Annotated in this window: 23 protein-coding genes, 1 tRNA gene, 1 other RNA gene and 2 pseudogenes; 8 read left to right on the forward strand and 19 right to left on the reverse strand. The window is 58.9% G+C overall.

The features are described 5' to 3' along the window. Nucleotides 1-338 precede the first annotated feature (338 nt). The 6 genes from CHU71_RS09355 to CHU71_RS09380 all read right to left on the reverse strand — a co-directional run bounded on the left by CHU71_RS09355 (nt 339) and on the right by CHU71_RS09380 (nt 7,431). Nucleotides 339-1,094, reverse strand: a complete 756-nt coding sequence (locus CHU71_RS09355; RefSeq protein WP_005528278.1) for an ABC transporter ATP-binding protein — start codon at nt 1,092-1,094, stop codon at nt 339-341. Further along, nucleotides 1,091-2,134, reverse strand: a complete 1,044-nt coding sequence (locus CHU71_RS09360) for an iron chelate uptake ABC transporter family permease subunit (RefSeq protein WP_147760897.1) — start codon at nt 2,132-2,134, stop codon at nt 1,091-1,093. Before CHU71_RS09360 ends, CHU71_RS09355 begins: the two co-directional genes overlap by 4 nt. Further along, nucleotides 2,124-3,128: an ABC transporter permease gene (locus CHU71_RS09365; RefSeq protein WP_129721046.1), complete on the reverse strand. Its 1,005-nt coding sequence runs from the start codon at nt 3,126-3,128 to the stop codon at nt 2,124-2,126. The genes CHU71_RS09360 and CHU71_RS09365 overlap by 11 nt, the downstream gene beginning before the upstream one ends. A gap of 69 nt (nt 3,129-3,197) precedes the next feature. Then, nucleotides 3,198-4,211, reverse strand: coding sequence for a siderophore ABC transporter substrate-binding protein (locus CHU71_RS09370; protein ID WP_147760898.1), 1,014 nt, complete (start codon nt 4,209-4,211; stop codon nt 3,198-3,200). Nucleotides 4,212-4,394: 183 nt separating this feature from the next. Beyond that, nucleotides 4,395-5,780, reverse strand: a complete 1,386-nt coding sequence (locus CHU71_RS09375) for a M20 family metallopeptidase (protein ID WP_147760899.1) — start codon at nt 5,778-5,780, stop codon at nt 4,395-4,397. Between the two features lies 1 nt (nt 5,781). After that, nucleotides 5,782-7,431 carry an AbgT family transporter gene (locus tag CHU71_RS09380; RefSeq protein ID WP_187272061.1) on the reverse strand — a complete coding sequence of 550 codons (1,650 nt, stop codon included), beginning with the start codon at nt 7,429-7,431 and terminating at the stop codon, nt 5,782-5,784. A gap of 215 nt (nt 7,432-7,646) precedes the next feature. Here CHU71_RS09380 and CHU71_RS09385 point away from each other — a divergent pair, with 215 nt between their 5' ends. After that, nucleotides 7,647-8,984 carry a M20/M25/M40 family metallo-hydrolase gene (locus CHU71_RS09385; RefSeq protein ID WP_114976051.1) on the forward strand — a complete coding sequence of 446 codons (1,338 nt, stop codon included), beginning with the start codon at nt 7,647-7,649 and terminating at the stop codon, nt 8,982-8,984. A gap of 26 nt (nt 8,985-9,010) precedes the next feature. On the opposite strand, the pseudogene CHU71_RS09390 reads toward CHU71_RS09385, so the two are convergent. The 3 genes and pseudogenes from CHU71_RS09390 to ssrA form a co-directional block, all read right to left on the reverse strand. Further along, a pseudogene (locus CHU71_RS09390) lies at nt 9,011-9,094 on the reverse strand (organic hydroperoxide resistance protein); the annotation flags it as partial. A 97-nt stretch (nt 9,095-9,191) separates the two neighbouring features. After that, nucleotides 9,192-10,334: a YihY/virulence factor BrkB family protein gene (locus CHU71_RS09395; RefSeq protein WP_147760900.1), complete on the reverse strand. Its 1,143-nt coding sequence runs from the start codon at nt 10,332-10,334 to the stop codon at nt 9,192-9,194. 184 nt (nt 10,335-10,518) lie between these two features. Continuing rightward, nucleotides 10,519-10,897: a transfer-messenger RNA gene (gene ssrA / locus CHU71_RS09400) on the reverse strand. A 198-nt stretch (nt 10,898-11,095) separates the two neighbouring features. Here ssrA and CHU71_RS09405 point away from each other — a divergent pair. After that, on the forward strand, nt 11,096-12,412 hold the full coding sequence (locus CHU71_RS09405; RefSeq protein ID WP_147760901.1) for a septum formation initiator: 1,317 nt from the start codon (nt 11,096-11,098) through the stop codon (nt 12,410-12,412). 51 nt (nt 12,413-12,463) lie between these two features. On the opposite strand, the gene CHU71_RS09410 is transcribed toward CHU71_RS09405, so the two are convergent. From CHU71_RS09410 to prfB, 5 genes are read right to left on the reverse strand one after another with little or no spacing between them, the layout of a single operon-like run. Beyond that, nucleotides 12,464-12,835, reverse strand: coding sequence for a DUF488 domain-containing protein (locus CHU71_RS09410; RefSeq protein ID WP_147760902.1), 372 nt, complete (start codon nt 12,833-12,835; stop codon nt 12,464-12,466). A gap of 35 nt (nt 12,836-12,870) precedes the next feature. Continuing rightward, nucleotides 12,871-13,371: an SsrA-binding protein SmpB gene (gene smpB / locus CHU71_RS09415; RefSeq protein ID WP_005528259.1), complete on the reverse strand. Its 501-nt coding sequence runs from the start codon at nt 13,369-13,371 to the stop codon at nt 12,871-12,873. Nucleotides 13,372-13,395: 24 nt separating this feature from the next. Continuing rightward, the gene (ftsX, locus tag CHU71_RS09420; protein ID WP_147760903.1) at nt 13,396-14,298 is read right to left on the reverse strand and encodes a permease-like cell division protein FtsX; all 903 of its coding nucleotides are present in this window, start codon (nt 14,296-14,298) and stop codon (nt 13,396-13,398) included. Continuing rightward, nucleotides 14,299-14,988, reverse strand: coding sequence for a cell division ATP-binding protein FtsE (ftsE, locus tag CHU71_RS09425; protein ID WP_005528255.1), 690 nt, complete (start codon nt 14,986-14,988; stop codon nt 14,299-14,301). Nucleotides 14,989-15,033: 45 nt separating this feature from the next. Beyond that, nucleotides 15,034-16,146 (reverse strand): peptide chain release factor 2, encoded by a 1,113-nt coding sequence (gene prfB / locus CHU71_RS09430; RefSeq protein WP_046645168.1) that lies wholly within the window; start codon nt 16,144-16,146, stop codon nt 15,034-15,036. Nucleotides 16,147-16,214: 68 nt separating this feature from the next. On the opposite strand from prfB, the gene CHU71_RS09435 reads away from it, so the two are divergent. After that, a complete protein-coding gene (locus CHU71_RS09435) occupies nt 16,215-17,042 on the forward strand; it encodes an inositol monophosphatase family protein (protein WP_147760904.1) in 828 nt (275 codons plus the stop codon). Continuing rightward, entirely contained in the window at nt 17,035-17,814 is a 780-nt protein-coding gene (gene hisN / locus CHU71_RS09440; RefSeq protein WP_046645087.1) for a histidinol-phosphatase, read from the forward strand. Before CHU71_RS09435 ends, hisN begins: the two co-directional genes overlap by 8 nt. Before the next feature lie 94 nt (nt 17,815-17,908). On the opposite strand, the gene CHU71_RS09445 is transcribed toward hisN, so the two are convergent. Further along, complete coding sequence (locus CHU71_RS09445; protein ID WP_147760905.1) at nt 17,909-19,051, reverse strand: S1 family peptidase; 1,143 nt, start codon at nt 19,049-19,051, stop codon at nt 17,909-17,911. A 236-nt stretch (nt 19,052-19,287) separates the two neighbouring features. On the opposite strand from CHU71_RS09445, the gene CHU71_RS09450 reads away from it, so the two are divergent. The 3 genes from CHU71_RS09450 to CHU71_RS09465 all read left to right on the forward strand — a co-directional run bounded on the left by CHU71_RS09450 (nt 19,288) and on the right by CHU71_RS09465 (nt 23,231). After that, on the forward strand, nt 19,288-20,892 hold the full coding sequence (locus CHU71_RS09450; RefSeq protein ID WP_147760906.1) for an aspartate:alanine exchanger family transporter: 1,605 nt from the start codon (nt 19,288-19,290) through the stop codon (nt 20,890-20,892). 76 nt (nt 20,893-20,968) lie between these two features. Further along, on the forward strand, nt 20,969-22,156 hold the full coding sequence (locus tag CHU71_RS09455; protein ID WP_147760907.1) for an alpha-amylase family protein: 1,188 nt from the start codon (nt 20,969-20,971) through the stop codon (nt 22,154-22,156). Between the two features lie 274 nt (nt 22,157-22,430). Then, the gene (locus CHU71_RS09465) at nt 22,431-23,231 is read left to right on the forward strand and encodes a type IIL restriction-modification enzyme MmeI (RefSeq protein ID WP_187272062.1); all 801 of its coding nucleotides are present in this window, start codon (nt 22,431-22,433) and stop codon (nt 23,229-23,231) included. A gap of 39 nt (nt 23,232-23,270) precedes the next feature. Here the strand turns inward: CHU71_RS09465 and CHU71_RS09470 are convergent, their stop codons facing one another. The 3 genes and pseudogenes from CHU71_RS09470 to CHU71_RS13195 form a co-directional block, all read right to left on the reverse strand. Beyond that, nucleotides 23,271-23,744, reverse strand: coding sequence for an IS3 family transposase (locus CHU71_RS09470; protein WP_187272063.1), 474 nt, complete (start codon nt 23,742-23,744; stop codon nt 23,271-23,273). A 39-nt stretch (nt 23,745-23,783) separates the two neighbouring features. Next, the gene (locus CHU71_RS09475; protein WP_147760910.1) at nt 23,784-24,191 is read right to left on the reverse strand and encodes an IS3 family transposase; all 408 of its coding nucleotides are present in this window, start codon (nt 24,189-24,191) and stop codon (nt 23,784-23,786) included. A 158-nt stretch (nt 24,192-24,349) separates the two neighbouring features. After that, a pseudogene (locus tag CHU71_RS13195) lies at nt 24,350-24,530 on the reverse strand (hypothetical protein); the annotation flags it as partial. Between CHU71_RS13195 and CHU71_RS09485 the strand changes: the two are divergent. Further along, a complete protein-coding gene (locus CHU71_RS09485) occupies nt 24,521-24,904 on the forward strand; it encodes a tyrosine-type recombinase/integrase (protein WP_255456440.1) in 384 nt (127 codons plus the stop codon). The pseudogene CHU71_RS13195 and the gene CHU71_RS09485 overlap by 10 nt on opposite strands. A 93-nt stretch (nt 24,905-24,997) precedes the next feature. Here CHU71_RS09485 and CHU71_RS09490 read toward each other — a convergent pair. After that, nucleotides 24,998-25,074: transfer RNA gene (locus CHU71_RS09490), tRNA-Met, on the reverse strand. Between the last annotated feature and the right edge of the window lie 126 nt (nt 25,075-25,200).

Genomic DNA, 25,200 nt, shown 5'->3' on the forward strand with positions numbered 1-25,200 from the left:
CAGCTTAGTCAGCACAATCACGATCACCACAAAGTAGTAAAAAGTACATTGGCACACTATTGAGTTCTCAGACATCATCGCGACTTCGCTAGCTCGGAACTTCAGCTCCTAACTCTTGAAGCGACTCGGATTAACTTACTCACTTCTTTGATTTGTGTCAAATCCGTGAAGAAGAATTCATCCTCATCTCAACTTGTTAACCTTGCGGCCACCTCGTTGCGACTTGGAATAATTTAGCGCGCACTAGTGTAAGTGCACAAATCGCCAGGTAAATCCCCATTTCGGGGACAAACCTGGCGTATCAAGAAGCGCCCAGAAGGCGCGACGTCGTCAAGCAGCTAGTGATAGCACGCCAACAGACCGTCGGGGCCGTTGATAACCGTGATGGGCGTATTGAAGATTGGGGTCAGCACCTCGTCGCGCATGACCTCCTCCGGATTACCGAAGGCCACCACTTCCCCATTCTTCACCGCACAGATGTGATCGGCGTAGCGGGCAGCGAAGTTGATGTCATGCAAAACAATGATGATCGTGCGCCCGAAGTTCTGCGCGGCCTCCTTGAGGTGCTTCATCATTTCCACGGAGTGCGCGATATCAAGGTTGTTGAGAGGCTCGTCCAGCAAAACGTAATCAGTCTCCTGGCACAGGACCATCGCCACATACGCGCGCTGACGCTGGCCGCCCGAGAGCTGATCCAGGTAGCGGTTCTCCAAATCGCTGAGGTGAAGGAAGTCAATGTACTTGGAGATGATCTCCTCGTCCTTAGCCGTCAGGCGGCCATGCGAGTACGGGAAGCGGCCAAACCCCACGAGCTGACGCACCGTCAGCTTCGTGATGAAGTGGTTCTCCTGCCGCAGGATGGACAAAATCTTGGCCAAGTCCTGGGACTTGGTAGAGGCGATGTCTAATCCAGCGACCTCAATGGTGCCTTCGTCGATATCGAGCAAACGCCCCACCATCGTCAACAGCGTGGACTTGCCGGCACCGTTGGGCCCCACAAGCGCGGTGATACCGCCGGCCGGAATGTCAAGGGACACTGGGCCAATGTTCGTCTCGTGGGAATAGGTCTTCGCAACGTTATTGAGTGTGATCACAGTCTGCCCTTTCGCAAAATGACGATGAGGAATACCGAGCCGCCGACGAGCTCAATGATGATGGATACAACGCCCTGTGCGTAGAAGACGTGCTGCATGAGGAAGTACGCACCCGTCAGCACAGCAAAGGCGGTGGCGATGGCCATGGGGAACAAGTATCGGTGATCGTAGGTTTCCGCGAACTGGTAGGCCAAGGTTGCCACCAAGAATCCGAGGAAGGTCATGGGACCTACGAGCGAGGTCGTGGTGGCCATGAGAACTGATACCAGGATCAGAGTAAAGATCGCGTTGAACTTGTGATTCACGCCGAGGTTGGTGGCAGCGTCGCGACCAAGCGAGAGCACGTTGAGGCGGCGGGAATTAAAGAAGAGCAACGCCGTCGCCGCAATCACCAGCGGAATTGCGATGGGAAAATACTCAGTCTCGGCATTGTTGACCGAGCCAAACAGTCGTGCCGTCAGCACGTCGAACTCGCTGGGTGTCAGCATGCGCTGCATCAGAGTGGACAGCGATCCAAGTCCGCCACCAATGACCACGCCGACCAATAGCATCGCATGCATGTTGTTGCTGCGGTTGGTCAGCAGCCACGAGTACAGGATGAGCGAGAGCACAATCATTACTGCCATCTGGAACAGGAAGGTGCCCATATTGCGGGCTTCCGTCAGGCCCGTGGCGCCTAGGAAGAAGATGGTCGCAGTATTAATCGCCACGTAGAGCGATTCAAAGCCCATGATGGACGGGGTCAGGATGCGGTTGTTGGTGACCGTATGAAAGGCCACGGTCGCAACGGCTTGGCACACAGCCACGATAGCCATGGCGGTCACGGCGTCGGCACGGCGTTGCGCGATGAGCCACCACTTACGCGTTCCGAAGTCCATGGGGTTGCCATACGCCAGCAGGCCAAACGCGAAGAGTGCGCCCGCCACGATGAGCGCCACCAAGATGATCCAATACTTGCGCGCTGCTTTGGCCGACTGGAAGGAGCCCACATAGCGTTGCTTGGCGACGTCGCCTGTGCGCTGCTCTGTCTTAACGCTCACGGGTGGACCTCACAATCAGGAATACGAAGACGGCCGCGCCAATCACGCCCAGGATGACGGATACGGGCAGCTCAAACGGCGAAATGACGGTTCGGCCGATGAGGTCACACAAGGTGACCGTGGCAATACCGAGAAGGCATACCCAAGGAAGGTTTGAGCGCAGGTCATCGCCGCGGAACATGCTCACCACGTTGGGAACGATAAGTCCCAAGAAAGGCAGGGAGCCCACGACCACGGTGACCACGCCAGTGGCCACAGCGATGAGCCCGGTGCCGATGAGGATCATTCGGTTGTAATTCAGGCCCACGTTGGTGGCGATTTCTTCACCCAAGCCTGCGACCGTGAGTTTATCCGCGTAGAAGAACACCGCGAGCAGCACCAGCAACACGATCCACAGCACCTCGTACTGGCCCTCGTACACGGAGGTGAACGAACCCATGAACCAGATACCCAGCTGCTGCAGTTTGTCGGTGGTCAGTGCCACGAAAGAGGACACCGCGCTGACGACGGCGCCCAGCATGATGCCGATGATCGGCACGATGAGCGAGGAGCGCAACGTGACTCGGCGCAAGAAAGCGAAGAAGACCATCGTGCCGATGAAAGAAAACACAACAGAGATGACCATGCGGCCAAGCACCGACGCGTGCGGGAGCACGATCATCGAAAAGAGAAGGCCGAGACCTGCCCATTCCGTGGTACCCGTGGTCGTGGGTTCAACGAAGCGATTCTGGGTGAGCAGCTGCATCACCAATCCACTCATCGCCATCGCCGCGCCCGCGAGCACCAGGGCGATGGTGCGCGGAATGCGCGTGGTCATAAACATGTCGCGGCCGTCGTCGTGCTCAAGGATCGAATACTCCCCCACCATGAGCGAAAGGAGGAGCAACGCCGCTACAGCCACGACGCCGAGCAACAGCTTCCAAGTGAAAAGCTTGCCGCGGGAACGGCGCGCGGGTGGTGCTTCTTGAACCGCGGTTTTCTCTGCTGAAGTCAAAATCTATCTCTTTCACACCAAAAACCGGAAAGCCTTTCGGCGTTCCGGTTTCGGTTCTATTGGTGCAGGTTAGGACTGTTTCTCAAAGGCATCGGCCAGAGCGTTGAGAATCTCAGTGTAGGTAATGATGCTCTCGTTGACGTAGGTATCAGCCGGGGCAACGTAGACGTTGCCTTCCTTGACTGCGGTCACGTTCTTCAGCGCAGCATTCTCGTTAACGAGTTTGTCGCCTGGAACGTGCTCTTTGCCTTCCTTGCTGATGGCTGCGTCGCGGTCCATGACGAGGATCCAGTCCGGGTTGGACTCAGCGATTGCCTCGACGGAGATGTCGTCGCCCTCGTGGTCATCGGTTCCTTCCGGAACCTCCAGAGCCGGGGTCATACCGATGAGGTCGAAAACCGGGCCGTAGGTGCGGCCGATCTTCGGCGCGATGTAGCCGATCTCGCCACCGGAGGTGTTCACTGCCATGACTTTCTTGGAAGGATCATAAGCTTCCTTGGCACGCTTTGCGGCTACGTCGAAGTCCTTGATGAGCTTGGCTGCGTCCTCTTCGTGTCCGAAGGTCTTGCCCAGTGCCTCGGTGTGGCGCTTGAGTTCTTCAAAGAAGTCCTTGTCATCGCGCGGCTCAAAGTCAACGACCGGAACGTCCTCGACCAGCTTCTCAATGTCTTCCTGGTACTGCTCGAAGCGCTGGCCGTTCCAGATCACGTCTGGCTCAGCGGCAACGAGTGCCTCGAGGTCTGGCTCGCGGTGGGAACCGAGGTCAGCTGCGACGGTATCCTTGTTGTAGACATCGCGCACGGTGGAAGGAACCAGCTTCAGCGGCGCGGCGGCAATCTTGACATCCCAGTCAGCAAGAATTTCGAAAGCGCGGTTGTCCGTAACGGCTGGGGCGGTAACCGGGGCAGCAATCTTCTTCTCACCGAAGTTGTCCTCGAGAGTGATCTCCGTGGTCTCGGAGGAGGACGCTGCGGAGGTGTCAGAAGAACCGGAGGTGGACTCTTCTGCAGAAGAGCAAGCGGTCAGAGCCATCGACAGAGCTGCGACGGACGCGACGAGAGAACGACGAATCTTGGCGGTCATGATGTCCTTTTCGAGAGATTTTCGAATACTCGCCTAACCTAACTGATGTAAGCCTTACCTTTCAACCAACTTTTTGCTAGGCACGCCTACAAATGCAATAAATTGTAGGTTGCACTGCACAAAGAGGTGGTTACCCCCACCCTTGCACAGTGCAAGAAAACCTACTTCTCACCTACCCGGCACCTAGTCCGTGGCCGACTTGGCCAAGAGATCCGCCACCGAAACAGCGCCCTGTTCAGCAAACTCCGCGTTCGCTGCCGCGCGCATTTTCATGTCCGCCAAGTAGTCGATCGCTACTTGGGCCAAGCCTGCTGCCGAGTCCACTGCGGCGTCGACAGCCGCATCCGTTGCGGCCCAGCGAGCGAAGTCCTCGGTATGCAAGGCAACGTCGGACGGAGAGACCTTGACCATCGGGTGAATGCCCGGCACAAGGTGCGAGACGTTACCGAAGTCCGTGGACGCGGCAAGGGTCTCCGGCACGGTTCCCGCGGGAAGCGCCGTCCTTCCGCGCAGCGTTTGCGTGCGCGTCCACCGCTCCACCAGCGCCTCGTTGTTGCGTACCGGCAGCGTCATCGGGTGCTCGTCCCATTCGACATCGACCTGGACGCCGGCCATTAGCGCAGCCCCCTCAACGATTTCGTTAACGCGTTGGGACAAATCCATGAGGGTCTGGTTGCCCAAGGAACGCACATAGATGTGCATCGAGGCTTCACGCGGAATCACCGAAGGTCGCGCTCCCCCGCCCATGATGGCGTGGACGCGATCGCTCGGAGGCATCTGCTGACGCATCAGGCCAATGCCCTGGTAGGCCAAGGATGCTGCGTCGAGGGCGTTGCGTCCCATGAAAGGTTGCGAACTCGCGTGCGCCGCCACGCCGCGGAAGCTCACGTTGACGCTGCGGCGCCCGACCCACGCGTGCGAGCCAATGTCATAGCCAAAGCCGTGGATCATCATCGCTGCATCCACAGAGTCAAGGCTGCCGCCACGGATCATGTACTCCTTGCCCGAATGCCCCTCCTCGGCCGGGGTACCCTGCAGCAGCAGGCGCCCCTCGACGCCGCCGTTCTTACGCAGCGCCTCGACCGCGGATAGGAATCCGCCCACGCCCGCGGCAGCGATGACGTTATGACCACAGCCGTGTCCGATGCCGGGCAGCGCGTCATACTCGGCCATGATTGCCACGGTGGGATGAGATGACGCATCGAAATTCGGGCTCCTCCACTCCGCCTCGAAAGCGGTTTCCACCCCGTAAACACCGCGTCGGACGGGGAAACCGCGTTGCTCCACGGCGTCGGCAAGCATGCCCATCGAGCGGTGTTCCTCGAAGGCCGTCTCTGGGTGAGCATGCAAATCCTGCACGATGTGGGCGGCAAGCTCGCGGTGGGCGTCAGCACTTTCCGACGCCGCCTTCCACAGCACGTCCTGCCCCGCATAAGCCTCCGCCAAGGATGCTTGCGCTCCCGCGTTGGCCGTTTGGACGGCCGCCACGCGCTGCGCAATGAGCTGCTCCGTGGCCTCCAGATATGCCGTTGATGGATTGTTTCTTGCGTGATTGTCGCTATCGCACACGTTATCCCTCGATGAAAATGTTGTTGCCCGGACCCAGCGGCAGGTCTGCGTAGAACCAGATGGCCAGCAGAATTGCCCACGCGGTGAAGAACGGAACCACGTATGGCATCAGGCGCGACATCAGGGTGCCCAGGCCTGCCTTCGGCTCGTAGCGCTGCAGGAATCCCAGCATCACAATCATGTACGGGTTCAGCGGAGTGATGATCTGAGTTGCAGAGTCACCCACGCGGAAGGCGCCCTGAATGAAGGCCGGCTCATAGCCCAGCAGTGCGAACATCGGAACGAACACTGCCGCCATCAGGGTCCACATCGAAGAACCGGAGATGATGAGCAGGTTCAGGCACGAGGCCAGGACGATGAACGCGAGGACCGCGCCGAAGCCGGTGAGACCGATGGATTCCAGGAACGCCGCGCCCTTGACCGCAGTAAAAGTACCGATGCCGGTCCACGCAAACAGCGCCACGAACTGGCCCAAGATGAAGGCCAAGATGAGGAAGCTCAACATGTCTTTCAGCGAGCCAATCATCATGTCGACGACGTCCTTGATGCCGTTGGCGGTGCCCACGACCTTGCCATAGACCACACCGAGCACAAGGAAGTACAGGAAGACGATGAAGACGATGGAGCTCATCAGCGGCGACTTCGGCAGGAAGCCGCCGGTCTCGTTACGCCACGGGGATTCTGGCAGAAGAATGGCGAACAACAGTGCCGCGGTAACGATGACGGTGGCAACTGCAGACCACACCAGGCCTTTGCTTTCAGTCGGGGAAAGCTCTGCGGAGAGCTCCTCGCCGTTCTCGTCGCGGTCGCCGCGGTGCGCGGCCTCTTCCGGATCAATGTCCTCTTCCGTAGGCACTTCCTGCTTCCACATGCGCGGCTCGATGACGCGATCAGTGATGAAACCAGCCAAGACACCGAGAACAATGGAAGATGCCACATTGAAGAAGTAGTTGGACATTGCGTTCACGTCAGAGAACTCCATGCCCGGGAGGGTCTCCATAACCGCGGTGGTAATACCTGCGAACAGCGCATCCAGGGAGGTCGGGACCAGCGCGGTGGAGTAGCCAGCGCCAACGGCAGCGAAGCCACCGATGAGGCCTGCGACAGGGTGACGGCCGGCTGCCTTGAACACCATCGCCGCCAGTGGCGGAACGATAACGAAGGCAGCGTCAGCCATGACCGATGCGGTCACGCCAATGACGCCGACTGCGTAAGGCAAAAGCCATGGCTTCGCAGAGCCGAAGAGCTTGCGAATGAGGGCGGAGAGCAGTCCGGAGCGCTCGGCCACGCCGACTGCCAGCATGATGGGCAGCACCGTAACCAGCGGCGGGAAGTTGATGTAATTCTCGCCCATCGTGGTGGTAAACCACGACATGCCCTCGCCGGTGAATAAGCCTTTGACGGGCTGGATTTCATCAGATCCAGGTACCTGCACCTTGATGTCCATCCACGCCATGATGGAAGAAGCAACGCCGGTGATGAGGAACAGGATCAGGAAGATGGTGAACGGCTCTGGCAGCTTGTTGCCCACGTATTCAATGCCGTTGAGAAACTTATCGAGCCAACCGTTACTGGCTGGCTGAGTTTTCGCATCCTTTGCAGGACCTGCGCTCCCCTGCGGGTCACTCGTGGTCTCTTTTGTGATGGCCATGGTGGTTCTCCTCGTGTTTTAAGGGGATTGGTCTTTTATTTTTGGTCATCTTGCCCATTTGCCGAGGGGTTATCCCCGCAATACTTTCTAGACAATGTAACTTACATTACATGCAACAGTGATGCACATCTCAAGTTTTTATTTATCGGTTGAGATATAGAAACCTTGGAACGTGGGACACTCAACGGCAAAACCAGAAAGGCGACTTCCTCAGAATGGGTTTATTCAACGACACTCTTGAACTCTTGCAGGGGTTAATTCGCAATCGTTGCATCAACGACGGCACCCCGGGAAGTGGCCACGAGTACCGCAACGCGGACCTGTTGGAGGAGTTCTTCGAGGGCTCGGGAGCCCAGGTGGAGCGCTTCGAGCCAGAACCCGGCCGCGTGTCGATCGCGTTTACAGTGCCCGGCAGCAACCCCACAGCGGAACCACTGACGATGCTCGGCCACCTTGACGTAGTCCCCGTTGACGAAGACAAATGGACTCACGATCCCTTCGGCGCCGAGGTGGTAGACGGCGTTTTGTACGGCCGCGGAGTATTCGACATGCTCTTCATCACGGCGTCGCAAGCCGCAGCCACGCGCGAAACAGCCCGGCGCGCACAGGCAGGCAACCCGCCACAGGGAACAGTGACCTTCGTGGGGCTCGCCGACGAAGAATCCGGCGGGAGGTTGGGCGCGCGCTGGATTTCTGAGAACCGCCCCGACGCATTTTCCTGGAAGAACTGCCTCTCCGAGACTGGCGGCTCGCATCTGCCGGTGCGTGATGGCAGCGATGCTCTGGTTATCAACGTCGGCGAGAAGGGCATCTTCCAGCGTCGCCTCCATGCCACGGGGGATACGGGGCACGGCTCCCTTCCCTATGGAAAGTCTTCATCCATCCTCACACTGGCGGAGGCCGCCCGGCGCGTGGGCGCGTTGGCGATGCCGCCCGCCTATGACCACGTGTGGTCTTGGTTCGTGGAGGCGTTCCACTTCGATCCGGATACCACCGCCGCGCTTGTCGACGGATCCGCAGGGGACGCTACTTATGAGACTTTCGGTGAGCTAGCGGCGTTCGCACACTCGTTTAGTCACACCAACATCGCTTTCACGGGGATTCATGGCGGTAGCGCCATCAATGTCATCCCTTCGAAGGCTTATCTCAACCTCGACATCCGGGCGCATCCGACGGATACCGCGGATTCTGTCGACGCCGCCCTCATTGCGGCGCTGGGTGACATGGCTGATGAGATAAGGATCGAGCATCTCAACAATGAGACCCCCTCGGCATCGCCTGCAGAGGGTCCGCTCTGGGATGCGATGGCTGCGACATTTGGCGAGTTCTTCCCAGAGGCATCAGTTGTGCCCATCTACGCCTCGGGCGGCTCAGATCTGCGATTCGCCCGCCGCATGGGTGGTGTGGGCTATGGTTTCGCCCTGCATGCTCGCGCACGGGACTTAGCGAGCGCCAACAACGAGCTACATTCCCATGACGAATGCCTCCACCTGGAAGACCTAGATCTCACGGTGAAGGCATACGATGCGCTGGTTCAGCGCTTTTGTGGTTAAGAAACGGTGCTCCAGCACCGCGCCGATTAATCCTCGACGACAGAAACCTTGACGTCAATGTTGCCGCGGGTGGCGTTGCTATAAAGGCAGACCTCATGCGCCTTGTCGGCGGGGCCTGCGGAATCGGGGCCCGAGAGAAAGTGACGGGGCAGTTGTCGTTTCCGCATGCCATCCGGGTGTACCGATATGCCACACTCTCATTCATGCTCAATCTTCAAGTCGGATCTCCTTGCCCAACCCCTCCAGTTCTCTCACAGCGGCGGACTGCGCCACCGCCGAGCCCGTCGCGCGCGGCGGCGCCTGGATAACGCGCTCCGACTCGAGCCCCCGCTCCAACTCCATCGCGCGCGTAATCTCCGCGTCGATCTTCACGCCGAGGATAAACAGTGTGTTCATGATCCACAACACAAACAGCGCGATGATGACCGTACCCAGCGCGCCGTACGCGCTGCGCGCACCCACCACCGTGAGATAGACCCGCACCAGTCCCCACGCCAAGACAGCGCCCAGTAACGCGATAGTTGAGCCCACCGTGAGCCACTGGAATTTCCGCGTCCGCACATTCGGCGCGAAGCGATACAACAACGCCAACAGTGTCACGCTCATCACCGCCACGACCGGCCAGCGCAGCCATTGCCACACCGGCAGGAAGGAATCGACGAGGAAAGAACGCACCGAAGAAACACCCGCGACCCCACCAAAAGGCCGCAACAGCCCCACTACGATGTCGCGCTGCAGCATGAGCGCCACAAAGATCACCACGGCGCCCAGCACCATTGCGATGGTAAGAAGCCACATCACTGTCCACGTGCGCACGAGCCCGCGGCCTTCCACTCGCCCATACATCGCATTGGCACTGCGCGCGAACGCCCGCACATACGCCGAGGATGAAGACAGTGCAAGGACCACCGATAGCACCAGCATGAGCGTCGACTGTTGCGTCGACCCCACCACCGCATCCACGATCCGCTGTGCGGCATCCGCCCATTCCGGCGGCAGGTACGTTCCGATGAAATCAGCCGTGAGTTTCTGCACCTGTTCCTCATTGCGCGCGAGCACCAGCGTCGCAATGGAGTACACGCCCAACACCATGGGCAGCGCCGTGAGCACCGTAAAGAACGTGAGCGTCGCCGCGCGGTCCATCATCGCGTTCATGAAGAACTCATAGCGCACCCGGCGCACAACTAACCCCCACGCCCGGCGCGACAAATGCCACGCGCTCTCCCCCGCCGAGCCATACGCCCAGGGCACCGACGTGTGCACGAGCTCCCCACTATTGGGCGCAGCGACGGCAGGGCTTGCCGATGCCCCCTTCTTCTCACCTTCGTCCGGCGTGGTGTTGCGTGTCATACCTGCAGCTTACCGGGCCTTGCCGTTTCCAACGCAGAAACTACGACGGCAAGGATCGTGCCAATAATGGAAAGAACGACCGCGGTAATTGCAGTCCCTTTGTTTTGTTCTTACCCAACAGGCTCACGTGATTTAGCTAAAACTTGAAAAGCCCCAGCTAGAACGTAGTCTAGCTGGGACTTTGCGGTGGAGCCGCCGGGAATTGAACCCGGGTCCTTCGTCACCTCGCCAGGGCTTCTCCGTGCGCAGTCTGCACAGGATCTCTACTCGGCCCTCCGGCACGGGCAAACACGTTCCGGATGATGGGCCCAGTCGCTCTGAAAGTCCCCCACCGACCGAACGACAAGCCGGTGGAGCAAGTTCCTTAGTCGATGCCAGGAACCAGGTCAGGAACTAAACCTGGGCTGACAGACACGCGTCGCTGAAATTAGGCAGCGAGGGCGTAGTCACGCTGAGAGTTCTTCTCTGCGTTTATTGGTTGCTGCGACGCTTACGGTGGTCTCCAGCCTGCACCGGCACGCTTCCCCTGGCTCAATGTACGAAGTCGAAACCAAGTCGACCCCTTACATCCGTAGAGCGGGCATGTGCTTTCTCTACAGTTCGTACAACACTACTCCACCCAAGACTATTCCCTCAAGTCTCAAATTCCAGACATACGGGAGACTATTAATTAGCTGGAACGCATTCGTGACGTGCACTACAGCTGCTAGCCTGTTTTCACACTGCTCTCAAAAATGTAAACCGATAACCAAAGGCAAACAGTGACTTCATCATCAGCAGAGAACGTGAACAGTACCAGCGCCAGCGAAGCTGCCGCACTTTCGGATGCCCACCCCGCATCAGATAACGCCCACCACGCAACCAACTCGGAATGGGCCATCTCACTCTTCGGCACCGCAGTCGGTGCAGGAATCTTGTTCCTGCCCATCAACGCCGGCAGCTTCGGCTTCTGGCCGCTCGTCATCGCCACCCTCCTCATTGGCCCCATGACGTACTTCTCACACCGCGGCCTCGCGCGCATGATCTGTGCATCCCCACGTCAAGGCGATGACATCACCGAAGTCGTGACCGACTACTTCGGTAAGACCGCAGGTTTTGTCATCTCTATCCTGTACTTCCTGGCCATCTTCCCGATCGTCTTGATCTACGGTGTCTCCATCACCAACACGGTTAATAGCTTCATCGTCAACCAGCTCAACGGCCCGGAAATCCCCCGTCCGCTCCTATCATTCCTGCTCGTCGGAATCATGACCGTAGTCTTCGGCTTCGGCCAAAAGATGGTCCTGAAGGTCACCCAGTTCTTGGTTTACCCGCTAATCTTCTGTCTCGGCGCGCTCTCCCTCTACCTCATTCCCCGTTGGGACTTCGACTCTTTCGCAAGCACAGGAAATGCTGACTGGAGCATCGTCGGCAGCGTCGCGCTCATCATCCCCGTCCTTGTCTTCGCTTTCAACCACTCCCCCGCCATTTCCCAGTTCTCCTTGGCTATGGTCGCAGCGCACGGCAAGGAGAAGAGCTCTGGGAACGCCTCCCGTGCACTCGCGCTTACCGCGATCTTGCTGACTGTATTCACAATGTTCTTCGTGTGGTCGTGCACCCTCGCGCTGGGTGCAGATGGCCTCGCGGAGGCACGCGAGCAAAACCTGCCAGTCCTGTCCTACCTCGCTAACGTGACGGGCGTTCCAGTGCTTGCTTTCGTGTCCCCATTCATCGCGATCGTGGCCATCGTTTCTTCCTACTTCGGCCACGTCCTCGGTGCCACCGAAGGCGGCAACTACCTGCTGCGCCGTATCGCACCAGGTGCCACGCAGAATTTCTCGCAGGCCAAGCTCAACGGAATCATGCATTTCTTCATCTTCGTGTGCGCGTGGATTGTCGCCATCATCGACCCGTCCATCCTCGGGCTCATCGAGGCCATCGGCGGCCCCTTCATCGCAGCAATCCTCTACCTACTGCCGATGTACGCCATCCACAAGATTCCGGGCCTGGCCCGCTTCCGCAACCGCTTCAGCAACTACTTCGTTGTCATCACCGGCCTGGTGGCCGTGGGCGCGGCAATCTGGGGCATCTTTAACTAACAGCTGAGCTGGCCTCACCCACCCCAGCTCAACCACCCCAGCCCAGAGGGCTTAGTTCTTCTTGTTTAACTGGGATTCCAGCCAGTCTTTTAGCACGACGGCATGGTTGACCTCCCGGTCCTTAGCGGAAAAGAGCAGCGTGACAGCTCCTATGTCCGCAAGGGATCGCAAGGTCTCCATGTCGTCGCTGTCGTTTTCCTCAAGCTCCGCGCGATAGCGCTTCGCGAACTCATCAAAGGAATCCGGATCGTGGTTCCACCACTTGCGCAGCTGCGGCGTGGGTGCCACGTCCTTGAGCCACTCGTCCGCGCGCAGGTCCTCTTTGCTGATGCCGCGGGGCCAGAGCCTGTCCACCAACACCGTGGTGCCCTTGGTTGAGGTCTTCCCCTTGGCCATATCATGCGCCTTCGCCGTATGAATCATGCACCCAGGCTACGCCCCCGGGCGTCGCCAAGCACTTAAGCGTTGATGCCTTTCACGCGGCGTCCCAGCTCGCGAGTGATTTCGCGATCCTGATCGCGGCGCTTGATAGCCTCACGCTTGTCGTAATCCTGCTTACCTTGCGCAAGCCCCAGCTCGCACTTGGCACGGCCATCCTTGAGGTAGACCTTGAGCGGAATCAAGGTCTTATTTCCGTCGCGCACCTGGCCCATGAGCTTGTCGATTTCGCGGCGGTGCAAAAGCAGCTTGCGGGTGCGCTTTGGGGAGTGGTTCGTCCACGTTCCCTGCGAGTACTCGGGGATGTGGAGATTGCGGATGTAGACCTCACCGTCGTCGATGGTTGCGAACGCATCGACGAGGGAAATCTTGCCCTCACGCATCGATTTGATTTCGGTTCCCACCAGGACCATGCCGCATTCGAGGGTGTCGAGAATCTTGTAATCGTGACGGGCACGGCGATTGGTGGCCAGGGTCGTGTTGTTGTCGACCGCTGCTTTCTTCTTTGCCTTCTTCGCCATAATTTTTACAACTATACGCGGTGCTTACTTGCGTACATAAGCGCGCAGGGTAATCTGCGCCGTCAGTGCAGCAAAGATCAGTGCGAATACGCCCACGATCGGTAAAGCCACCCAGATGTCACTGGTCTTGATTGGGGCTAAGAGCTGGGACTCGTAGAGGTTTTTCAGCGAAGGATCCAGCACGGCAGACTTGCCCACGACCACACCAATACCGGCGAGGACCACGCCGATGAACGTGCCAAGGAGTGCCTCCAACACGAACGGCGCCTGGGTAATCCAGCGGGAGGCGCCCACCATACGCATGATAGACATCTCGCGGGAGCGGTTAAAGGCGGCGATCTGGACCATGTTGGCGATAAGGAAGATCGCTGCAATGGCCATCACCGCTGCCAACAGGAAGGTGGCGTTACGGATGGAGTCGAGGTTGTTCGCAGCACCGCGCACCTCCTCCTGCTGGTCGATGACCTCACTGACCGCAGAGCTGTCCTTAATTGCGTCGATAGGCGCGGTGTTCGTCGGATCAACGAGGCGGACGTGGAAGGCCGCCGGCAGCGCGTCTGGAGAGGTCTCCTCCACCATGACCGGATCGGTTTCCTGGAAAAGCTCCACGAAGCGGTCGTAGGAAGCCTGACGGTCGCGGTAGGTCACCGACTCAATGCCATCATCTTCCTCGAGCTGCTTTTTCAGGTCGGCACAGGCTGGCGAGGTACAGCTCGGGTCATTAGCGGAGATGTCCTCGTTGAGCTGGATCATTACCTCAACGCGCTCCAAGTAGAGGTCCTTGGTGTCGTTGGTCATGTTAGTCACCAGCACGCCGGCCACCACGAGGGCTACAGAAATGGCGGTGGTGATGACCATAGCGATGGTCATAGTCAGGTTTCGGCCCAGTCCTTTGAAGGCCTCGCGCGTTACTAGTCCCAGTTGCATTTAGAGCGCCTCCCCGTACAGTGCGTTGGCTTCGTCGCGCACGAGCTTTCCGTTGTGAAGCTCGAGGACCCTTTGGCGGGCGTCGTTAACCGCGCGGGCGTTGTGCGTCGACATAACCACGGTGGTACCACGGCGATTGATCTGAGTGAGCAGGCTCAAAATTTCAGTGGCTGTACCCGGATCCAGGTTGCCGGTGGGCTCGTCGGCCAGCACCAGCTTCGGACGGTTGACGAACGCACGGGCCACAGCCACGCGCTGTTGCTCACCACCGGACAGCTCGTGCGGCATGCGGTGCTGCTTCGAACCCAGCCCCACCATCTCGAGGACCTCCGGCACGGCCTTGTCGATCTTCGACTTCTTCTTGCCAATTACCTCGAGCGCAAAGGCTACGTTTTGATAGACGTTGAGCTTCGGCAGCAGGCGGAAGTCTTGGAAGACGTAACCGATGGACTGGCGCAGCTGATTGATCTGGCGCCCCTTCAAGGCATTGACGTGGAAGTTGTCAAAGTGAATGTCGCCAGAGCTGACGTTCGTTTCACGCACCATCAGCTGAAGGAACGTGGACTTACCGGAGCCAGAAGGGCCGATAAGGAACACGAACTCGCCGTCTTCGATTTCAAAGGAGACATCGTCAAGCGCTGGCCTGGTCGACGTCTTATAGACCTTGGACACATTTTCAAAGGTGATCACTCAAGCCACATTAGCAACACGAGTTAACAACAGAAAGTATAAAAACTAACTTTCTTTCTCTTCCTTCTGTGCCTCGGCCATTCGCCACCGAATGCCGGCCTCCAGGAATCCGTCCAAGTCACCGTCCAGAACCTTCGAGGGATCGCCTACCTCATAGTTAGTGCGCAGGTCCTTGACCATCTGATACGGGTGCAAAACATAGGAACGCATCTGATTACCCCACGAGGCGTTTCCGCCCGCACCCAGCGCATCAAGCTCGGCGCGCTCCTCTTGACGCTTGCGCTCCAAAAGCTTGGCCTGCAGGACGCGCATTGCTGACGCCTTATTCTGAATCTGGGACTTCTCGTTCTGACACGTCACCACGATGCCGGTTGGGATGTGAGTCAGACGCACCGCGGAGTCGGTGGTGTTGACGGACTGTCCGCCAGGACCCGAGGAACGGTAGACGTCCACGCGCACATCCCCATCAGGGACGTCGATATGGTCAGTCTGCTCAACCACCGGCAACACCTCCACTTCAGCAAAGGAGGTCTGGCGGCGGCCTTGGTTATCAAAGGGCGAGATGCGCACCAAGCGATGTGCGCCCTGCTCCACGGAAAGCTGGCCATACATGTACTCGCCGTGCACCACGAAGGTCGCGGATTTAATGCCGGCCTCTTCCGCATAAGAGATGTCATAGACGTCCACCTTGTGGCCGTGCTTTTCGGCCCAGCGGGTGTACATGCGCATGAGCATCTCCGCCCAGTCCGCGGCATCGACGCCGCCGGCGCCCGAGCGAATGTTGATGACAGCCTCACGCGGGTCATACTCGCCAGAGAGCATCGTGGTCACCTCCAACGCCTCGATGGCAGCACCCAGGTCCTCCAGCTCGTCGTCGGCAAGCGCGGTGTCCCCCTCTTCCTCCGCCAACTCGAACATGACGGGCATATCGTCCACACGCGAACGCAGGCTCTCCAGCTTGCGAATCTTGGCCTGCGCGGCTGAAAGAGCGGAAGTTACCTGCTGAGCGTGAGCAGGATCATCCCACAAAGAGGGGTCCCCGGCCTGTGCCTCCAGCTCGCGAACTCGCTCGGCTAAAGCCGCAGGATCCATCACCTTTTCAATGGTGGCGAGGGTGGAATCCAGTTCTGCAAGGCGGGCTGATTGTTCGGGGCGCATAGGGCCCAAGTCTACCTGCGCAGCAACCACAATTAGCCATCGGCCGCATTTAGCGCGACAATATCCGCATGACTCAACAGCCGAGCTTGAATGAGATGATCGATGCGATCAGCAAGACCTTTCTGGTAGCTCACGTCGACGACACCGATGCGCACCTTGCGCAGGCGCTCGTCTACAACGCAGGACGCCTCGCCTGGCGCATGCGTGAGCAGGGCGTCGACATTGACCAGAAGACCTCTATTTCTGACGTCGTCACGGATGCGGACCGCGCCGCCGAGCGCTTCGTCGCCGGCGTCCTCGAGGTCGTCCGCCCCGAGGACGGAATCCTCGGTGAGGAAGGCGCCACACGCCCCTCCACCTCCGGCCGCACGTGGGTCATCGACCCAGTAGACGGCACCTACAACTTCAGCTCCGGCTCTGACTACTGGTGCTCCGCGCTCGCGCTAACCGACGCCGAGGGCGTCATCTTCGGCGCAGTCCACCGCCCTGCCATGGGATACACCTGGTTCGGCGGCCGTGACTTCCCTACCTCCCGGGACGGAAAGGACGTGGCGAAGCTGCAGAATCAATCTGCCAAAGAGATCAGCATGGCCACCTACCTCCACCCCACCTCCATCCAAGACGCAGATATCCGCGCCGCTTGGCAGAGAGTCGGCGAAAAGTTTGCTACAGTCCGAATGCTTGGCGCGGGCTCAGTTGATCTCTCTTCTGTGGCTGACGGCACCTGGGGTGCCTGGATGCAGCACAGTGTGGCCGACTGGGACTGGTTCCCCGGCAAGGCCTTGGTTGAAGCAGCCGGCGGCGCTGCCCGCAAGGTAGAAGCAGGCGGTGTGGAATGGTGCATCGCCGGTAATAAACAAGTAGTTGACGAGATGGAGGAATGGCTCCGTGGGTAAGTGCAAAGAAGACCTCGGACTCGCGTTGGAACTCGCGGGCCACGCGGATGTCATCACGATGAATCGCTTTGAGGCTTCCGATCTTTCGGTTAAGGACAAGCCGGACATGACCCCGGTTTCCGACGCCGACTTGGCTTGTGAAAAGCAGATTCGCGAGGCCCTCAAGCGCTCGCGCCCACGCGACGAGGTCCTGGGCGAGGAGTTCGGCGGCACCCCGACGTTTAAGGGACGCCAGTGGGTCATCGACCCCATCGACGGCACCAAGAACTTCGTGCGCGGCGTCCCGGTGTGGGCAACGCTCATCGCTTTGCTGGAGGACGGCGAGCCTGTGGTCTCTGTGATCTCCGCACCTGCTTTGCGACGTCGCTGGTACGCCGCCAAGGGCGGCGGCGCCTACCGCGTCTTCGGCGGAGAGCCCAAGCGCCTGCACGTCTCCCAGGTCGAAAAACTCGAGCATGCTTCGGTGGCCATGAGCTCCCTGGCAGGCTGGGCTGAGCGCGGCCTACAGGATCGCTTCATCGAGCTCACGGAAAAGACCTGGCGCCTGCGCGGCTACGGTGATTTCTGGAACTACTGCCTCGTTGCCGAAGGTGCCGTGGACATCGCCGCTGAGCCAGAGGTGTCCCTGTGGGACCTCGCGGCCCCTTCCCTGCTGGTCACCGAGGCCGGCGGCAAATTCACCTGCCTCACCGGCGAGGAAGGCCCACACAACGGCTCGGCAGTGGCCAGCAACGGGCTGCTTCACGACTCCGTCCTCGGCATCCTGAACTAGGCCAAAGAGAAAGCGGCGGTGGGGGAAGTCTCATAAACTTCCCCCACCGCCGCTTTTGGTGTTTCGCTTTTAGAAAAGCAATTCGCCTTTGCTTTTAGTGCTGTGGCAGCACAAAACCTGCGCCAACTCCGCCGCGACGGTTCATGTCTGCGAGGATTGCATCCATGTTCATAGCCACGGTCGGGTTGTGCAACGGGCCCTGCAATGGGCTGCGGCACTCCGGCAGGCCTGGGATAAGTCCGCGGGAGACCGTGCCGATTATGCGACCGTTGCTCATGACCGGTGCACCCGAATCGCCCACCATGGCGCAGATCTGATTGATTTGCACCTCGCGTGATTGCTGGTAGGTCATGCCACAGGTGGTACCGGTGGCAACACCAGTCTTGCAGGTCACCTCGCCCGGCTTGGCAGTGCCACCCAGCTGCGTTGCGGTAACGCCATTGTAGGAACGAGAGATTTCTGCCTTGGAACCGAACTCGATCACGGTGTAGTCAAGGTACTCATTCCTTGCAGCGACGGTGCCCGTGGTTCCTACCTGCCAGGAATCGGCAGAAGAGACCGAGTCGCCCACATTGCCACAGTGGCCAGCGGTCAGGCCCACCTTGCGGCCAGCCGCGTCAGTGCCGGCTGCGGTCAGGGTGCACATGGTGTCCTGGTTGACGTAGAGCGGCGTGCCCGGGCCATACAAGGACTTGCCGCGAGTCATGGCAGCGTTGGATTCCTCCGGAATGCGTGGGGCATCGAAGTAGGATGCTGGCACGCGGTGCAACACGTAGTCGTCGAAAGGCTTAGCGGCCGCTACTTTGGAAAAAGCGTCATTTTTCCACACGTAGTTTGGGTCAGTGCCTTGTGGCTTAAACTCCGGCTGTGTTGCATTCTCGATCATCCCGATGGGATTTGGATTAGTCAACGGCTGCGCATACTGCTGCGTGTTGTGCTCACGCGCAGCAAACTGCTCTGTGGCGGGTTGCCACTTCGCAATTTCTGACTGCGCCTGCACGATCGCAGTGTTCGCGTCACTGACCGCTTGGTTGACTGCGGCGGTCACGCCAGAGGCCTCACCAAAACGTGCGATTTCGCTGTTGAACTGGTTTAAAACGGCAGTGGTGACGGCGTCGGAACCCGTTGGAACAGAAGCTGGAAGCTCTTCGGCGCCGGCCGTGGGGCTCGCAAAGAAAAACGCACCTACGAAAGCCGAGCCCACGATGACTTTCTTAAGATGCGGAATACGAATCATGAACAATTCCCTCAATCTATCTTGCTATTGGTCTAACCACCCACATACTGTCACGCACCGCCCCTACGTGACGCGCTCTGAGCGTTCTGTGTCCAAGCCGTTACCTTTTACACAGCCAGCGGGTGCACCCGCATCTTCAGACCCGAATCTCGCGCCACAAATCAGTTTCCTCGCTATGATGTTGAGGCCCAATCTTGGCCTCGTTCATTGCCCCAACCGCTATCAAGGAATTCGACGTGACTCAGCTTCTCGCCTTCCTGGCTGATCAGCCTATCCTCCTTGTCTTTGCCCTCATCGGCGTCGGAATGGCGCTCGGCAATATCAAGCTAAAAGGCATCAGCCTGGGGGCTGCGGCTGTACTATTTCTCGGCATTGCTTTTGCCGCGGCGTCGGCAAGCACAGGCAGCGCCGTGAGTGTGCCGCCCGTCATTGGCACGTTCGGCCTAGTTATCTTCGCCTTCGGCATCGGCAATAACTCCGGTATCGTCTTCTTCCAGTCTTTGCGCACCGCCACCGCGCCCGTATTATCCATGATTGCGGTGTTCATCAGAGCGGCCATCGCGGCGCACACTGTGGGCACATACGTATTTGAACTAGACATCTCAGTGATCGCCGGAACCTTCGCTGGGGCCATCACCAACACGCCCTCGCTTGCCGCGGCGGCGGAAGCCACCGGGGACGGTGCCTCCGCTACGGTGGGCTACGCGGTGTCCTACCTGTTCGGCGTAATCGGCATGATGATCGTGGCAACGCTCTTGCTTCGCGACGCCCCCAATGACACCGACAAGGCTGCGCCCGTCACTCGCCTGCACATGCAGATTACGCGCAAAGAAGGCATCAGCATCGCAGACCTCCTCGCGGCCGGGAACAACGAAGTTCAGGTCACCCGTTTGCGCCGGGTGGGAAGCAACCTCATCATCATTCCGGGCTATCTTGACGAGCTCAAGCCCGGTGACGTGGTGACGGTGGTTGGAACACCGAAGGACCTCGACGCCGTGTTATTGGCCGGTGGACGCGAATCGCCCCAGATTTTGGACGATGACCGCCACGACCTAGACTTCCGTCGCATTACCATTTCTCAGCACCAGCTAGCGGGCAAGACCATAGCCCAGGTCAACAACGCGCTCAATGACCGGTGGGGAGCACGCATCTCCCGCATCCGCCGTGGCGACGAGGACCAAGTGGCCAACCCCGAGTTCCTCGTGGAGTTGGGTGACCGTGTCCGCGTGGTCGGACCCGCTGGCCACTTGAAGGCCATCTCCAAGTACCTGGGTGATTCCTCGCAGGGCCTGACGGACATCAACCCGGTCGCGCTGGGTCTGGGCTTAGCTTTGGGTATCCTCCTAGGCCATATCGACATTCCGTTGCCGGGAGAGGCCACACTCAACCTCGGCGCTGCCGCGGGTGTTCTCTTGGTGGCGCTCGTTATGGGCCGAATCGGTCGAATCGGCAAGATGATCACCGCTTTGCCGCATTCGGCAAACACCGTCTTGGCGGATTTAGGCCTCCTGCTTTTCCTTGCGCAAGCCGGCACCAACGCCGGCGGACAGATTGCCGGTGCGTTCTCCAGCGGCGCATGGTGGAAGATCCTGTTGCTCGGAATGATCGTCACCACCATCGTCGCGGTGGGCATCGCGCTCGTGATGCACAGGATGTTGGGCAACGGCGCCACGAAGACTGCGGGCATCTTGGCCGGTGCGCAGACGCAACCGGCAATCCTCGCTTTTGTGAACAACCGCACCGCCGCCGATACCCGCGTAACGTTGGGCTACACACTGGTCTATCCGGCGGCAATGATTTCGAAGATCCTTATCACCCACGGCCTTGCGCTTTTGGGCTAACTCGGCCGCTGGCAGCGGGTATCGTGGGGGCCACGACTATTCGGCCCCGGTTTTGCCTTTAAGGAGCGTTTTAACGATGTCTGCTTTTGACCACGCCGTGTGGTGGCACGTTTACCCGCTGACTGCTTGCGGGGCACCCATCCGCGAGGAACACACCTCAGCCCCACGCCTTAAGCGCTTGGAGGCATGGATGGACTACGTGGTGGAGTTGGGCTGCAACGGCTTGTTGTTGGGTCCGATTTTTGCCTCCATGAGTCATGGGTATGACACCGTGGACTACTACCGTTTGGACCCGCGCCTAGGCACGGATGCCGAGTGGGACGCGTTTGTCGACGCCGCCCATTCCCGCGGCCTGCGCATCATGCTGGACGGTGTGTTCAACCATGTGGGCGCGCAGCATCCGTTGGCCGCACACCCGACTGAAGACAACGCGGGAATGGTGCAGGAGTCCGGCTGGGAGGGCCACGAGCAGCTGCGTGAGCTCAACCATGCGGACCCGCGTGTAGCTGACATGGTCGTGGACATCATGTGCCACTGGCTGGGCAAGGGCGCTGACGCTTGGCGTCTTGATGTGGCCTATGCCGTGCCCTCGGAGTTCTGGGCCACGGTCACTGAGCGCGTACGTGAGCGCTTCCCCAACGTTGCTTTTCTGGGTGAGGTCCTCCACGGTGACTTCGCGGCGATTGGGCGCGCGGGTCACCTCGATGCGGTCACGGCATATGAGTTGTGGAAAGGAACGTGGAGCTCCATTCATGACGTGAACTTCTGGGAGCTCGCCCACGCACTGGAGCGCCATGCCGGGTTCTCCTCCTCGATGACGCTGCAAACCTTTGTGGGCAATCACGACGTCAACCGCATCGCCAGCCAGGTGGGCGACGCCGGCGCGGTACTGGCCGCCACAGTCTTGTTCACCGTCCCCGGCATGCCAAGCGTCTACTACGGCGACGAGCAAGCATTCCGCGGCGAGAAGGCCGAGGGATTCGCCGCCGACGATCCTATCCGCCCTCCCCTGCCAGAGAACCCCGCTGAACTCGCTGAGTTGGGCTGGTGGCTCTATCACCTCTACCAAGAACTCATTGCTTTGCGACGCCGCAACCACTGGCTCACGCACGCCTTACTTGAGGTCCGCGACAAGGCCAACGAATCCATCACCTATGCAGTCACAACACCTGAGCACGAGTGCTTGGTGTCCTTACACGCCGGCGATCACCATGCAGCCACGGTGACTATTGATGGCCACATCGAATTTGAGTGGCGAGGTTAAAACAACAGGGCAGTGACGGCGAAAGGCCCGCCTACAGTTCCAGCGACTCGGGGGTTGATTCAGCTGGGCGGGCGGGGCTTTACTGCCCGGTACCCTATCCGGCGTTTCGGCCCTGCGTATGTCCGGCACATGAGACAATTACCCTCATGGCTGAGATGACACACGTGCAGCGCGTAAGTGCTGCTAGAGACTTCGCTGCGCGCTGGAAAGACCGAGGCGCTGAAAAATCAGATACCCAACAGTTCTGGATTGACTGTGCTCCAACGTGCTTGGCATGGAAGACCAGACCACAGCGCTGCACTTCGAATCTCGCACCACCGGCGCTGGCTGGATTGACGTTGTTGTCCCCGATGCGAAGACGTTCCTCGAGCAGAAGGCATCGTTGCAGGCTGGCGAACTTATCGGCAAGCTGTACAAGCTACTGCACGAACAGAACGTTGACCCGGACTCTGCCGCGTCGCAGCACGCGCTCAATGTCCTCTGTGTGCGCCTGATGTTCTGTCTGTTTGCCGAGGATACAGGTATCTTCCCGAAGAACGCAGTACTGAACTACTTAGCCCCGGTCAACGCGCCCGCAATGCGTCTCGCGCTCAAGCGCCTGTTCAAACAGCTAGATACTCCCATGGATCTGCGTGACCCGTATGATGAACAGGCACTTGCGGTAATACCCTACGTCAACGGTGGCCTGTTCACTGATGCAGATGTCGAGATTCCCAACTTCGCAGATGAAATTCGTGAGCTACTGATCACCGAGTTGTCGGCGGATACTGACTGGTCACAGATAAGCCCGACCATCTTCGGCGGTGTCTTCGAGCCCACGCTGAATCCCGAGACTCGTCACGCGGGCGGTATGCACTACACGAGTCCCGAAAACATCCATAAGGTCATCGACCCATTATTCCTGAACGCGCTGACTGACGAGCTGACAAGCATCATCAACAAACCGGGCGTTGGTGCAGTCAAGCGGCGCAACAACTTGAAGCGCTACCACGACAAGTTGGCCGGTCTGACCTTCTTCGAAGCTTTCAACCCGACTTGGGTACAAAATGGCGGCGCACTCGCGCTCGCGACGTGAGTGGTTCAAATCCAGGTTGAAGTGCCCCGGGTTTTGTTCCTAGGCATGTGCCTTGATTTCCATTATTTCTCGACTGGGGTCGTGTTCCCACAATTCGGCTTCGACTTCAGCCGGCGTGCGGTAGCCCAGGCTCTGGTGGAGCCGTGATTCGTTCCACCAGTTGACCCACTCGAACGTGGCGATTTCTACGTCGACGACATCGGCCCACGTTCGCCTATGAATCAGCTCATTCTTGTAGGAGCCGTTGACATTCTCCGCCAGAGCATTGTCGTAGGAATCACCAACAGTGCCGGTCGACGCCGTAATTCCATGCTCAGCCAGGCGCTCGTTGTAGACGATGCTCACATACTGCGACCCGTGGTCCGAGTGATGAATTAGGCCCGCCGTTTCCTTGCCGCACACGATCGCCTGGTTGAGCGCCTGCAGCGGCAACGCCTCAGTACGCATCGAATCAGACAGCGCCCACCTGAGGATCCTCCGGGAGTACACATCAGTGACAAAAGCTGTGTACACAAATCCTTTCCTGGTGCGCACATACGTAATATCCGCCACCTACAGCCGATGAGGGCCAGGAGCCTTAAACTCACGATTTACCAAGTCTGGGCGAAGACCCGGGCCTGTGGGCTTACGCGTCGTAATTGGTGCCCCACCTTTTCCCTTGCCGGACAGACCAGCGCTGCGCATCAGCCGGGCTGTGTGCTCGCGGCCAATGTCAACGCCCTGGCGTTGCAGCACGCGCCACATCTTCCGCACGCCGTAGACGCTGTAATTCTCAGCGTGAACGTCGCGAATATGCTCTACAAGGGCAGCGTCGCGAAGAGCGCGGGCGCTTAAGCCCCGGGCCTTGGATTGGCGGTGTCCACGCGAGCTAAGAAAACCGCCTTCACGAAGGGTGTTTAACGTCTGGCAGATGAACTCGACGCAGAAACGATTCCGATACTCATCAATGAACCGGATCATTTCTTAACGTTTCTCAGTCGAGTTCGGATGCGAAAAAGCCGAAGCGGCCTTTAACAACTCGTTGGTGTCGCGCAGCTGGTGATTTTCTCGACGTAACCGTGCGTTTCTGCAGCAAGGTCCTCGGGCATTGATTCCACAACACGTCCCTCGCGACGGGCGGCCTGCGTCCATTGCCTCGCTGTGTGCCACGAGACGCCCAGTTTGGGTGCCACGATCTTGCATGCTTCCTGCGTCGAAATACTCTCCGCCAAAATGCGATCTTCTACCAAGCGGACGACTCGGTCCTTCGCCGCCTGATCAAACTTCTTCGGCATGTTCCAAATTTTCCCATCTACTCAAACGGAACAAAACCTGGGGCACTTCACTACCGCGTCCTAGCACTCAATCAACAAGTTATGGACATGCTTGTCAGGCGCTCTCAAATGAACTGGCCCGATAATTCCCAGGGACTTGTTTTCCCAAATTCACTAGGGCACATCTGGCAGCGAGGCTATGCCACGAAAGAGTTGCGACGAGTCCTAGACCCCGCGGGGCTTTCATGGGTGACGTTCCACACGTTCCGAAAGACAGTTGCTACACGCTTGGATGAAGCAGGGCTTACCGCGCGCGAAATTGCAGACCAGTTAGGACACGAGCAACCTAGCATGACGACCGATGTTTATATGGGGCGCAAAGTTGTTTCCGAAAAGGTTATCGATCCACTTTCATGGTGATAATGAGGGTTTGAGAAATTTTATTGTGTCGTTTTTGTGTCGCAAAAAGACCCGGCCTTAGCTTATACCAGCTATGACCGGGTCTTTTGAAGTTGGTAGCGGGGGCAGGATTCGAACCTACGACCTCTGGGTTATGAGCCCAGCGAGCTACCGAGCTGCTCCACCCCGCGTCGAGATGTACTTCTAAACATCTTGCGCTTAACGTTTACGGCTAAAGCTTTTGCTAACCGCTTTCGTTGGCGACTCATGTAACTATACATACCAAAGGCCACACACCCAAATCCGCTGGGCAGGTG

Origin of the sequence: Corynebacterium sp. LK14 (genome assembly GCF_008042215.1) — a bacterium.
Taxonomy (GTDB): domain Bacteria; phylum Actinomycetota; class Actinomycetes; order Mycobacteriales; family Mycobacteriaceae; genus Corynebacterium; species Corynebacterium striatum.